This window comes from Rhodoferax sp. UBA5149, from assembly GCF_002413825.1.
Lineage (GTDB): Bacteria > Pseudomonadota > Gammaproteobacteria > Burkholderiales > Burkholderiaceae_C > Rhodoferax.
The window spans coordinates 415-12715 of sequence record NZ_DHXT01000175.1 but is presented as its reverse complement, the minus strand read 5'-3'; the positions used below and the strand labels follow the sequence as shown (position 1 = coordinate 12715).

The window sequence follows — 12301 nt, the reverse complement described above, 5'->3', positions numbered from 1 at the left end:
GTTTTCGGTCGGCGGCAACACCCGTGCACAGCGGGGAATTTTGAAGAGAATAAAAAAGCCTGCTATCAATTAAGTAGCAGGCTTTTCAATGCCTATAAGGCTTGTAGTGGTGGGTCCTGACAGATTCGAACTGTCGACCTACGGATTAAGAGTCCGCTGCTCTACCAACTGAGCTAAGAACCCACTTTTTAAAACGGTGTCGTGGTGGCGTTAGCGGGAATAAAACCCGCTGGACTTCGCGTTGTAAATGCGTCGCCTTCTTGACTGCGCTCTGTCCTTGCGGGCAGAGTAGCAAATTATATATCAAGGTTTTTCGCTCATCGCATGCCATTGTGGCTGCCCCGTTCAACGAACAGACCGGCGTGATCGAGGTCGGTCTGGCCGTGCTCAATGCCATCGCTGTACAACTTCTCGAACAGTCGGTTCACCGGGGCATCGAAGCCGATTTCTTCCGCCGTGGCGAGCGCATTGCGCAAGTCCTTGAGTTGTACCGACATGCGGCCGTGCGGCGTGAAATCGCGCTCCACCATGCGTTGTCGGTGGACTTGCAGGATACGGCTGTCGGCAAAGCCGCCGGTGATGGCTTCTTTCACCTTGGCCATGCTGGCGCCACCTTTTTCGCACATCAGCAGTGCTTCGGCGACGGCGCCAATGGTGATGTCCACAATCATCTGATTGGCCAATTTGGCCAATTTGGTCAGCTGGCCTGCGCCGTGCGGTCCCACATGGGTCGCACGGCCAAATACCTGGAAAATTGTTTGGGCACGCTCAAAGGCCGCCGCATTGCCGCCGGCCATGATGGCCAGCGTGCCGTGCTCCGCCCCAAGCGTGCCGCCGGACACCCGGGCATCCAGATGGGCGATGCCAATTTCGTTCAGACGGGCCGGGTGGTCGCGTGCTTCTGCGGGTTGAATGGAGGACATGTCGATCCCCAGTGCGTCCGGCTTCGGGGCTTTGGCCACGCCCCCTGCAAACAGGACGTCGCCCATGACCGTGCCGTTTTCCAACAGACAGATCACGATGTCGGCAGACCGCACGGCGTTGGCGGCCTGCGCGTGAACCGTGGCACCAAACGGGGCGAGCCGGTCGGCCTTCTCCCGCCTGCGGTTCCAGACGTGGACCGTATGGCCTGTCTCTCAAAGGCGCCGCGCCATGGGAAAACCCATCATGCCGATGCCCAGTACAGCCATCTTCATGGTCACTCCCAAAAAGCAGACGAATAGGAAAAGAATGCCGCGTCGCGCGCCGCGATCTCAGGGTTTCCGGCCATTTCGCTGTCGCCGGGCTGACGGTTTCACATCAGCAGGTGTTCGCCCGCGTTATCACCACCGAGGGTGACGTAGTTCACCTTGCGGATGTCCATCAGTTTTTTGCCGCCCGAGTAGCTGATGGCGCTTTGCACGTCCTGTTCCATTTCCAGCAGGGTCTCGGCCAATTTGCCCTTGATGGGCTCCAGAATGCGCTTGCCCTCGACGTGTTTGTATTCGCCCTTGTTGAAGTCACTGGCCGAGCCGTAGTATTCCTTGTACAGCTTGCCGTCCACCTCGACGGTTTGGCCGGGGCTCTCTTCATGACCCGCCAGCATCGAGCCGATCATCACCATCGTGGCGCCAAAGCGGATGGACTTGGCGATGTCGCCATGCTCGCGGATGCCGCCATCGGCAATGATGGGCTTGGTCGCCACGCGGGCACACCACTTCACGGCGCTCAGTTGCCAGCCACCCGTGCCAAAGCCGGTCTTGAGTTTGGTGATGCAGACCTTGCCGGGGCCAATGCCGACCTTGGTGGCGTCGGCGCCCCAGTTCTCCAGATCAATCACGGCTTCCGGCGTCGCCACATTGCCGGCAATGATGAAGGCTGCGGGCATTTTTTCTTTCAAATACCCAATCATGTTCTTCAGGCTGTCGGCGTGGCCGTGGGCGATGTCGATCGTGATGTAGTCCGGCGCCAGGCCGAGCGCCAGCAACTGGTCAACGGTATCGTAATCCGCTTTCTTGACGCCCAGCGAAATCGACGCGTACAAGCCCTGGGCCATCATGTCTTTGACGAACTGGACGTTGTCCAGATCGAAGCGGTGCATCACGTAGAAGTAGCCGTTTTGCGCCAGCCAGACGCAGGTCGATTCATCTACCACCGTCTTCATGTTGGCCGGCACGACGGGTATGCGAAAGCGCCGGCTGCCCAGCTCGACGCTGGCGTCGCATTCCGAGCGGCTCTCCACGCGGCATTTGCGCGGCAGCAAAAGAATGTTGTCGTAGTCAAAAATTTCCATTTTTACCAAGCTCCAGAAGGCCGTTGCTGAACAGGTGAGCGTTTGGACTGGTCGGCTGGTGCTGCGCCATGGATCTTATACGGCCTTGTATATCTTCCACCAGCAGCAGCCAGGCGGTCCATGGGCCTGGCCTGGCACAAAACGGCTGAGGCCATGCAGCGGATGCCAGCCTCCAACTCAGATTCATCAGGAACAAAAGTTTTTTCATGCGAGGCTTTCTACAATGCTCGGATGTTCTCAGAAATTACACAAGCGGGTCCTCAGCCGGGCGCCCAGGACTCCCCCCTCCTGCAAAATCTCAACCCGGAGCAGCGCGCCGCCGTGACCTTGCCGGCCGAGCATGCGCTGATCCTGGCGGGGGCCGGCTCGGGGAAGACCCGGGTGCTGACCACCCGCATTGCCTGGCTGTTGCAAAACGGTCAGGTGACGCCCGGCGGCGTGCTGGCCGTGACCTTCACCAACAAGGCCGCCAAGGAACTGATGACGCGCCTGACCAGCATGTTGCCGGTCAATGTGCACGGCATGTGGATTGGCACTTTCCATGGCCTGTGCAACCGTTTTTTGCGCGCCCATTTCAAGCTGGCGAATCTGCCGCAGAGCTTTCAGATTCTGGACACCCAGGATCAGCTCTCCGCCATCAAGCGCGTTTACAAGCAATTCAAACTGGATGATGAACGCTACCCCCCGAAGCAGATGCAATGGTTTATTGGTGGCTGCAAGGAAGACGGGCTGCGCCCCAATATGGTCGAAGTGCGCGACGAAGAAACGCGCAAGAAAATCGAAATTTACCAGCTCTATGAAGACCAGTGCCAGCGCGAAGGCGTGGTCGATTTTGGCGAGCTGATGTTGCGTAGCTTTGAAGTGCTGCGCGACAACGATCCGATTCGCGAGCACTATCAGAGGCGCTTTCGCCATATCCTGATCGACGAGTTTCAGGATACCAACAAGCTGCAATATGCGTGGATCAAGATGCTGGCGGGCACGGGCGCGCACGGGTCAGCCGATGACGCGTCCAGTTTCAACCCGAGCGGCTGTGTGCTGGCGGTGGGCGACGATGACCAGAGCATCTACGCCTTTCGCGGTGCCCGCGTCGGCAATATGACCGACTTTGTGCGCGAGTTCAAGGTGCAGCACCAGATCAAGCTGGAGGAAAACTACCGCAGCGGCAGCAACATCCTGGACTCCGCCAATGAGCTGATCAGCCACAACAGCAAACGCCTGGGCAAGAACCTGCGCACCGCGCAAGGGCCGGGCGAGCCGGTGCGCGTGTTCGAGGCGAGCAGCGATTTTGCCGAGGCGCAGTGGATGGTGGACGAAATGCGCCAACTGGTGCGCGACGACGTGCCGCGCAAAGAAATCGCCGTGCTGTACCGCAGCAATGCGCAAAGCCGGGTCATTGAGACCGCCTTGTTCAACGCCGGCATGCCGTACAAGGTGTATGGCGGTCTGCGCTTTTTCGAGCGCGCTGAAATCAAGAACGCGCTGGCCTATCTGCGCCTGCTGCAGAACCCGCGCGACGACACCAGTTTCTTGCGGGCGGTAAATTTTCCACCGCGCGGTATCGGCCTGCGCAGCCTGGAGCAGTTGCAAGACCTGGCCCATGCGAGCGGCTGCTCGCTCAGTGATGCGGTAAGCGGCCTCAGTGGCAAGGCGGGCAGCAACATCGGCGCCTTTTTGGCCGGCATTGACGTGTTGCGCGAGCAGACACAAGGCATGACCCTGCGTGAAATCGTCGAGCGGGTGCTGGAGCACAGTGGTTTGATCACGCACTACAAGGCCGATCGCGAAGGCGCTGACCGGGTAGAAAATCTGGAAGAGCTGGTGAACGCGGCGGAGAGTTTTGTTTCGCTGGAGAACTTTGGGCGAGATGCCGCGCAGCCGGTCGATGAACAAGGCCACGCCCTGATCCAGTCGCCCGCGTCGCAGGGGCTGGACCTCAATCAAGCGCTGCTGGAGGAGCTGGCGCCCGATGCGGAGACGGGCGAGACCCTGTCACCGCTGGCGGCCTTCCTGTCGCACGCGGCGCTGGAGGCAGGCGACAACCAGGCGCAGGCCGGTCAGGACGCCATCCAGCTGATGACAGTGCATTCCAGCAAAGGGCTGGAGTTTGACTGCGTCTTCATCACCGGCATGGAAGAAGGCCTGTTCCCGCACGAAAACTCGGTGAGTGACCGTGACGGTCTGGAGGAAGAACGGCGTCTGATGTACGTGGCCATCACGCGGGCGCGCAAGCGCCTGTACCTGAGTCATTCGCAAACCCGCATGTTGCACGGGCAGACGCGCTACAACATGAAGAGCCGGTTTTTTGAGGAGTTGCCGGAGGCCGCGCTGAAGTGGATCACACCCAAAAATCAAGGCTTCGGTTCCGGGTCTGCTACGAATTCAGGAGCTGGTGGTGCTTATTCCACGGGGGCTAGAGGCTCGTTTGGCACTGACTATTCAAAGTTTACCGCGGCACCCGTGCCCCTCCAAAAGGCGGCGCCAGCGCATGGGCTGCGTGCCGGCATGAAGGTGTTTCACGCCAAGTTCGGGGAGGGCTCGGTACTCGCACTGGAAGGCGTGGGTGACGATGCGCGGGCACAAATCAACTTCCCGCGCCATGGCGTCAAGTGGTTGGCATTGAGCGTGGCCAAGCTGACGCCGGTGCCTTGATCCGTCATCCCGCGGCACGCTGATTCATGCCCGTCCCCGAGGGAATCTTTCAATCACCTGCGAAAAACCATTGGACGCTTCACTGATGCGCAATCGGTTTTTCAGTGAACAGGTACTCCTTCAGCTGGCCGGAAAACTTGGGGTCCTTGCGCCGAACCCACTCCAGCAGCATGGCCGCGTGTTCTTTCTCCTCGTCCCGGTTGTGCGCAAGAATGGCCTTGAGTTCCATGTCCTTGCAGGCATCGGCACGTTGGTTATACCAATCCACGGCCTCCAGCTCTTCCATCAGGGAAACAATGGCGCGGTGCATGTCGCGCGTTTCGTGGGACAGTTCTTCTATGGGCTCGTGATAACCGATGCTGGACATATTCTTTTCCTTTTGGTTGCGGTGTTCCTGGCGTTGAATGCGTAGCGAATCGCGACTATTCGTCGAGCGATGCGCAGTGCAATGTTTGAGCGTGTGATGGTGCAATGCGCCGAGTGACTTCTGGAACTGGAAAGAAGCATTTCAAAAACGTGGGCACCCCGTGCGGCGCCTCCTCCAGAACGACAAAGAAAAACACCTTGGCTTTTGCGACGCCGATGAAAGGCGCTACGGACGCCATGCGTTGCTGAGCCTCATCAGCCGAGCTGGCCTCGACGGTGAGCCGGATTTGCCTGGTAACAGGGTCAAATGCACAGTAAAAATGGCCAGGAATAACAGCTTTCACGGCTTGTCGATAAGTAAAAGTATTCATACTCTTTAAAAGTAGTCTCGGACGGCTCCCGCCATCTCATGTAATTTCACCGCCTTCGCCAGCTGCAAATGCTTGTCGGCGCAGGGCGCTCGAATGTCCGTGCGATGCTGGAAGTGCGGGCTCTATGGTCATGCGCCTAGCCACCAGGACCAAGACAGATGACTTGCAAGGCCATGGTATTGACTCGTCAAGAATTCATCTGTGCGCTTGCATACATAGGCACGGGTTTTCTGAATTCTTCGACTGGGAGATTTGTATGGCGAGAAACCATGCCAGAGGCTTGACGTGGATTTCTGCGGGCGCACCAGGCCGGGCTCAAGGCTTGCGTTTGGCGCGCACGGGTGCGCTCATCAGACCTTCGGGCAAGACCACACCTTTGAGCGACGCCTGCGCCAGCCGGAAGAACACGTCGGTGTTGTCCATGACGCCGGTGAAGGCCCAGGCACCCGGACCGAAGGCCGAGAGCGGAATGTCGGTGGCGGTGTGCACCGCGCTGTCGCCCGGCACCTGGCCGGTGACCAGGTAGCGGCCCTCGGTGTCGCGCGCCATCGGTCCCGCCGGGTAGGCCGACAGCGGTTCTTGCTTCACGAAGGGCTGCTGGCTGTCCTGCAGCGGGCGCTCGTTGCTGCGCCAGTCTTCATAGCGGTCGGCATTGGCGCCATAACCGACCAGCAGGCGGTGGTCGATGTCGGTGGTTTCGGGATAACCGTCGCGGGCGATGCGGTACTTCGGAAAACCGGCCTTCTCGTAGATGCCCACCACCTTGTCGCGCACATTGGCGCTGCCGCCCTCGCGCACCAGTTCCTGCAGCCGCGCGTCGCTCACCAGTGAGCCGCCGATGAGGGCCACGCCCGAGCACTCATGGTCGGCGGTGACGATCACCAGCGTGTCGCCGCGTCGGCGGGCGAACTCTTGCACCACCTTGGTGGCGCGGTCAAATTCGATGGTGTCAAGCATCCAGCGCTCGGTGTCCATGTTGTGCGCCTGCTTGTCGATGGAGGCGCCTTCCACCATCAACACGAAGCCGTTCTTTTGCCGCTCCAGCACCGCCAGCGCCTTGACGGTCATCTCGTCAAGCATGGGCTGGTCGGGGAAGCCGTAGTCGTCCACCACGCGGCCAGTGATACCGCGCATCCTGCTGCGCCGACCGTCGATCTTGTCCAGCGCCACGTTCATGTTGGCGTGCGCAAACAGGCCCAGCAGACGCTCGGTCTTCAAAGGATCGATGGCGTCCAGCGCGGTTTTGTCGGCTGCGTAGCGAAAACCGGATGCCTGAAAATCGGCGATCAGGTCACGCTCTTTGTCGAGCTGGCCCGGCGCCGCGCCCCATCGTTTGACGATGTCCGCGGTGTGCGCGTCGGTGCTGGAGAAGACGTAGTCGGTGCGGTCGCCACGCGCCGAACCGGGCACGCTGGCGGGCAGGAACCACTTGCGTCCGCCGCCCATGAGGACGGAAAGACCGGTGAGGCTGCGGTCATCGAGGTACTGGTCCACGATGCCGGTGCCCGCGCCGCGGTTGCTGGCGTGTACCGCGTTGCCGGCCGGCGTGGCATCGAACACGTCGGCCGTGGTCACCAGGCCCAGCGCCTTGCCCTGCGTGCGGTGCAGGTACTCGCTGAGGTACTCGATGCGCGGGTTGTCGAAGGGGTCGGTGGTGTCATCCGGGAACACACCCTCTTCATTGTTGTTGTTCTTGTTGCCCGAGACGTAGGCCGTCATGCCCGGCGCCGAATCGGTCACGACCGAATTGAGCGAAGCCGTCTTGACCATGCCGGTCACCGGAAAAGTGTCCATCGCCAGCGGCGTGATGACCTTGCCCTGGGCGTAGCCACCGGCCACAATGCGCGCCGCCGTGCGCTGGGCCGCGCCCATGCCGTCGCCCAGCAGGATGACGATGTTTTTGACCTTCTGGCCGCCCGCCAGCAGCGCTACCACTTCGAAGTTGCCCTGGGCACTGACATTCTGGCCATCGCTTTGGGTGGCGCTCACGCTGAAGGTATGCAATCCGGGGTGGGCCATGCTGATGGCGCGCACGGTGGCGATGACGGCATTCTTGGGGACCGACGCCGGACAGCCGCTGCTGCACTCGCGCAGCGCCAGCGGCGCCTCAACGGCCTTGCCGTCGATTTCAAAACGGGCATTGCGGATGCTCTTGCTGGCGTCGTCGGGGCGCAACGTGGCCTGCAGGTCGAAGCGTTGACCGGGCAGAAAGCGCGCGATCACCGGCGCGCTCTGGCCGCTGGAAAAGAGTTCGCTGGGCGGCGTGAGACGGCTCACGGAAGGCGCTGCCTGGACGGCCGTGGCGGTCAGGCTGGAGAACGCGCACAGGCCCAGTGGCAGGAGGGCGCGGGAACGACGGTGACGGGAAGAACCCATGCTTGCAATCGGGTCAGTGAAGGTTCAGTGCGAGTGCTGCAGCTTATGCAGGTAGCCGGTCAACTCGAAAGCATTCATGCTGCGCGTGGCATCGGGGTCGAGCTGCAGACGGACCCAAGACACCCGGCCATCGCGTTCTTCTTCATGGCGGCTGACGCTCAGCCTGCCGCTTACCGCCACCAGCCCGCGCACATGGGGCACGGCCCAGTCCTGCTGACTGGGGTCGAGGTAAACCATCACGGTGGCGGGGGGCAGATCGTCGGCATCACCATCGGCGTGCTCGCTCATCTGCACCGGACGGGGCGCCAGCATGAAGCGGCCCGGCACCGGGTTTTCCTGTTGCACCATATAACCCACCAGTCGCACCGGCCGCCCGTCGGCCTGGCGCAGGGTGTCGCTGATGTCGAGCCCGGTCGGTCCCACCGGGGTCCGGAAGAACTCACGAAAACGCAGTTCGGTCACGTTGCGTGACGCGACCGGCGTGAGCACCTGCGGTTGGGCCGTGCCCATCCAGAAAGCCGCGGTGGTGGCCAGCAGCAGGCGCAGCGGGGTGGTGAAGGCGCTCTGGCGGCTGGCGTCCAGGGGCAATTGAAATTGGATATTCATGGTGTGCAGACGGCGTGTGGAGGGGCGGTGAGAATCACAACCCTCAGCGTACCAAGCGTCTGTGACGCTGTCGTGACACCGTGTGCCCAAGCGCCTGACCGGTTTAAGGAGCGGCCTGAGGAGTGGTTCCGGGTGCCGCTTCCGGCGGCGGCTCGAAGCTGTCGCGGAAGGTGAAATAAAGCGAGGTAAAGAACATCGAAGCCGTCAACAGCAGGACGGGAAACAGGAAGTCGCCAGCGAGTTCGGGCTTGCCCAGCAGCGCGGCCAATGTGGTAACGCCGGCGACGACCAGCACCAGCACGGCCAGCCACATCACGCCGAAAAGCGCGAACGCCCAAAAATTACGGAAACAGGCGACGAGGCTGAAGAAAAGACTTTTGACCGGCGGCAAGCCGTGCCAGTGAACCAGCGCCGGGGCATGCCAGAACATCAACGACAGCGGTAGGTGCAGGCCAATGAATATCCACATGGCCGCCTGAAAAGCAGGCTCAACCATCATCTCGCGGGTGGGCGTCACGCCGCCCAGATAAACACTGGCAAAGCTGCCGCCGTCCATCAGCCAGGAAGCCCCCATCGCGAGCAGAAAACCCAGCGCATACAGAGCGCCCAGCACCAGCATGGCGCGCGCCTGTTGCCGACCCGCGCGAAACGCTGCCAGTAAGACAAAAGGCATGGGGAATCGGCCATCGGTCGCTTCGCGCGTGGCCACCATCAGTCCCAGTGTGGCGGCGGGTAGCAGCGCCATGGCCAGCGCGGTGCCGATGAAGGGGATCTGGCTGGCGACCGTCATCACGGCCATGAACATGAAAAACAGACCGGCGAGCGCCAGCGGTTGTCTGAAAAACGTCCGTATGCCGAGCTTGACCCATAGCATGCCGGTACGGGCGGGAACAATGTTCAGTTTCATGGTCAGGTCGCAACAGCGCTCAAAAGGTCGGGGTGCGTGGCCCGCTCGCGCAGCACCCGCTCGAAATGGCCCGGATCGTGGGCCTTGAGCATGCTGGCTTCGCGTGGCAGGTGGTAATCCCACAAGCGCGAAATCCAGAACCGCAGGGCGCCGCCGCGCAGCATGGCCGGCAGCAACTCACGCTCGGCCTGCTCCAGCGTGCGCACCGCGCCGTAGGCTGCGAGGAAGCTTTGGGCGCGTTCGACGTTGTGGGCGCCAGTGTCGAGGTCGACACACCAGTCGTTCAAGGTGACTGCAATATCAAAAAGCCAGCTGTCGATGCCGGCGAAATAGAAGTCGAAAAACCCGGTGAGATGGAGTTCACCGTCCACCTGGTCAAACATCACGTTGTCCCGAAACAGGTCGGCGTGAATCGGGCCACGGGGCAGGGCTGCATAGGCGGACGACGCCGCAATGTGGTTCTGGTAGGCCAGTTCGCTCTGGATCAAGGCGGCCTGGGTGGCGCTCAAATAAGGCAGCACCACCGGCACGGTCTCGTTCCACCAGGGCAGGCCCCGCAGATTGGGTTGCGACAGGGCAAAGTCGCGCCCGGCCAGATGCATTTTGGCCAGCGTGGCGCCGACCGCCGCGCAATGTGCCGCGGTGGGGGCCAACTCGCTTTTGCCGGGCAGCCGGTTCACCACGGCCGCCGGTTTGCCCTTGAGTTCAAACACCAGATCGCCTTGGGCGTTGGCGGTGGGGTCAGGGACCGGGATGCCGCGCTCGGCCAGGTGCTTCATCAAACGCAGGTAGAACGGCAACTGGGTGAGGGTCAGGCGCTCGAACAGGGTGAGCACGTAATCGCGGGTTTCTTCATCGACCTGGGTGGTGACGAAGTAGTTGGTGTTCTCGATGCCGCCGGCGCAACCTTGCATGGCCTTGAGTTCACCCAGCTTGAGTTGTCGCAGCAGGGTTCTAGCCTCTTTGGTCGAGACTTCTGTGTAAACCGCCATGAATCAGAAACCCAGAATTTTCCAGCTGCGTTCGCCACTGGTGGGCGCAACTTGATACGCCGGCATGCCGCCTTTGGGTTGAACGTCGATGGTCTTGGTTTCACCACCGATCCGCAGCTCGTCAATCCGCGCGCCAGCGTCTTCCACGTGAATGCGCTCGGTGCGCTTTTCTATGGCACCACTGGCCGTGGCTGCAGACGTTTTTTGCGGATCGGCAGCTGCTGGGGCCGCAGCAGGAGACTGTGCTTGGCAAATGCTGACGCAAGACAGGGCGAGGGTGAGAAATAAGGCAAAGCGCATGCCGTGATTGTAAGTAGAAGCACTGGTGCCCGGCCTGTCACAGGCAAAATGGGCGTATGAATGACCCCCAAACATCGAAAAAAACCCTGCTTCTGGTGGATGGTTCCAGCTACCTGTACCGGGCCTTTCACGCCATGCCTGATTTGCGGGCCGTGCCCGGCGACCCCACCAGTGCGCCCACCGGCGCCATTCGCGGCATGATTAATATGCTGCAGAGTCTGCGCAAGGAAGTGCCCGCTGATTTTGCCGCCTGTGTGTTTGATGCCAAAGGCCCGACCTTCCGCGATGAGCTTTACCCCGAGTACAAGGCGCACCGCTCCCCCATGCCGGATGACCTGCGCGCCCAGATTGAGCCGATTCATGAGGTGGTGCGCCTGATGGGCTGGAAAGTGCTGGATGTGCCCGGTGTCGAGGCCGACGACGTGATCGGCACACTGGCCGTGACCGCGGCTCAGCAGGGCATCGAGGTGATTGTGAGCAGTGGCGACAAGGACCTGGCGCAACTGGTCAACGCCCACATCACCATCATCGACACCATGAACGGCAAACGCCGCGATCTGGCCGGCGTTGAGGCCGAGTTTGGCGTGCCGCCGCGCCTGATGGTGGACTTCCAGACCCTGGTGGGCGACGTGATTGACAACGTGCCGGGTGTGCCCAAAGTTGGCCCCAAGACCGCTGCCAAGTGGCTGCAGCAATACGGCTCGTTAGATGCCGTGGTGGCCAACGCCGACGCCATCAAGGGCGTGGTGGGCGAGAATCTGAAGAAGACGCTGGACTGGCTGCCGCTGGGCCGCCAGCTCCTCACCATCAAGACCGACTGCGATCTGAACGGCTGGGTGCCGGATCTGCCTGCTATGGATTCAATAGCTACTGGCGTAATGAATACGGGGGCTCTGGCCGTTTTTTATGATAGATACGGGTTCAAAGGCCTGGCCCGGGCGATCGGCGGCTCCGCAGCAAGTACCGAAAAACCCATCGCTGGCCCTAAAGCCCCGGCTAAAAGCAAAGCGGAACCCGGTCTATTCGACGAGCCTGACTTGTTCAGTGACCCGCAAGCTGCCGCCGCCCCCGCAGCCTCCCGCGTCACGACGCTGGCCTACGACACCATCCTGACTTGGGATGCCTTGGAGCGCTGGCTCGCGACCGTGATGGCCGCCGAGTTGGTGGCGGTGGACACCGAAACTACGTCGTTGGACGAGATGCGTGCCGAGATCGTGGGCGTCAGCTTCAGTGTGACGCCGGGTGCGGCGGCCTACATCCCGCTGGCGCACAGGTACCCCGATGCCCCGGCGCAGCTGCCGCGCGACGAGGTGCTGGCCAAACTCAAACCCTGGCTGGAAGACGCCAGCAAAAAGAAGCTGGGCCAGCACATCAAGTACGACCGCCATGTGTTTGCCAACCACGGCATCGAGGTGCAGGGCTATGCCCACGACACCATGCTGCAAAGCTATGTGCTGGA

The 12301-nt window shown here is 61.3% G+C and carries 11 protein-coding genes, 1 tRNA gene and 1 pseudogene; 2 read left to right on the top strand and 11 right to left on the bottom strand.

Going from position 1 to position 12301, the window contains the following annotated elements; translation table 11 throughout:
• Positions 1-107: 107 nt before the first annotated feature.
• The 4 genes and pseudogenes from B3V69_RS15915 to B3V69_RS15900 form a co-directional block, all read right to left on the bottom strand.
• Positions 108-183, bottom strand: a tRNA-Lys gene (locus B3V69_RS15915).
• Positions 184-317: 134 nt separating this feature from the next.
• Positions 318-1196 (bottom strand): annotated as a pseudogene (locus B3V69_RS15910) (NAD(P)-dependent oxidoreductase).
• A gap of 98 nt (positions 1197-1294) precedes the next feature.
• Positions 1295-2272: a GMP reductase gene (locus B3V69_RS15905; RefSeq protein WP_296447988.1), complete on the bottom strand. Its 978-nt coding sequence runs from the start codon at positions 2270-2272 to the stop codon at positions 1295-1297.
• Entirely contained in the window at positions 2259-2480 is a 222-nt protein-coding gene (locus B3V69_RS15900; RefSeq protein WP_296447987.1) for a hypothetical protein, read from the bottom strand. Before B3V69_RS15900 ends, B3V69_RS15905 begins: the two co-directional genes overlap by 14 nt.
• A gap of 23 nt (positions 2481-2503) precedes the next feature.
• On the opposite strand from B3V69_RS15900, the gene B3V69_RS15895 reads away from it, so the two are divergent.
• A complete protein-coding gene (locus B3V69_RS15895) occupies positions 2504-4924 on the top strand; it encodes a UvrD-helicase domain-containing protein (protein WP_296447986.1) in 2421 nt (806 codons plus the stop codon).
• A 79-nt stretch (positions 4925-5003) separates the two neighbouring features.
• Here the strand turns inward: B3V69_RS15895 and B3V69_RS15890 are convergent, their stop codons facing one another.
• The 7 genes from B3V69_RS15890 to B3V69_RS15860 all read right to left on the bottom strand — a co-directional run bounded on the left by B3V69_RS15890 (position 5004) and on the right by B3V69_RS15860 (position 10842).
• Positions 5004-5291 carry a ferritin-like domain-containing protein gene (locus tag B3V69_RS15890; RefSeq protein WP_296447985.1) on the bottom strand — a complete coding sequence of 96 codons (288 nt, stop codon included), beginning with the start codon at positions 5289-5291 and terminating at the stop codon, positions 5004-5006.
• Positions 5292-5346: 55 nt separating this feature from the next.
• Positions 5347-5661 carry a hypothetical protein gene (locus B3V69_RS15885; protein ID WP_296447984.1) on the bottom strand — a complete coding sequence of 105 codons (315 nt, stop codon included), beginning with the start codon at positions 5659-5661 and terminating at the stop codon, positions 5347-5349.
• A 315-nt stretch (positions 5662-5976) separates the two neighbouring features.
• The gene (locus B3V69_RS15880; RefSeq protein ID WP_296447983.1) at positions 5977-8037 is read right to left on the bottom strand and encodes an alkaline phosphatase; all 2061 of its coding nucleotides are present in this window, start codon (positions 8035-8037) and stop codon (positions 5977-5979) included.
• A gap of 24 nt (positions 8038-8061) precedes the next feature.
• Positions 8062-8643, bottom strand: a complete 582-nt coding sequence (locus tag B3V69_RS15875) for a hypothetical protein (protein ID WP_296447982.1) — start codon at positions 8641-8643, stop codon at positions 8062-8064.
• Between the two features lie 103 nt (positions 8644-8746).
• Positions 8747-9550: a BPSS1780 family membrane protein gene (locus tag B3V69_RS15870; protein ID WP_296447981.1), complete on the bottom strand. Its 804-nt coding sequence runs from the start codon at positions 9548-9550 to the stop codon at positions 8747-8749.
• 2 nt (positions 9551-9552) lie between these two features.
• Positions 9553-10542: a homoserine kinase gene (locus B3V69_RS15865; RefSeq protein WP_296447980.1), complete on the bottom strand. Its 990-nt coding sequence runs from the start codon at positions 10540-10542 to the stop codon at positions 9553-9555.
• A gap of 3 nt (positions 10543-10545) precedes the next feature.
• Entirely contained in the window at positions 10546-10842 is a 297-nt protein-coding gene (locus tag B3V69_RS15860) for a hypothetical protein (RefSeq protein WP_296447979.1), read from the bottom strand.
• Positions 10843-10898: 56 nt separating this feature from the next.
• On the opposite strand from B3V69_RS15860, the gene B3V69_RS15855 reads away from it, so the two are divergent.
• Positions 10899-12301, top strand: a 1403-nt coding sequence (locus B3V69_RS15855; RefSeq protein ID WP_296447978.1) for a 5'-3' exonuclease H3TH domain-containing protein, incomplete at its 3' end; no start/stop codon positions are given.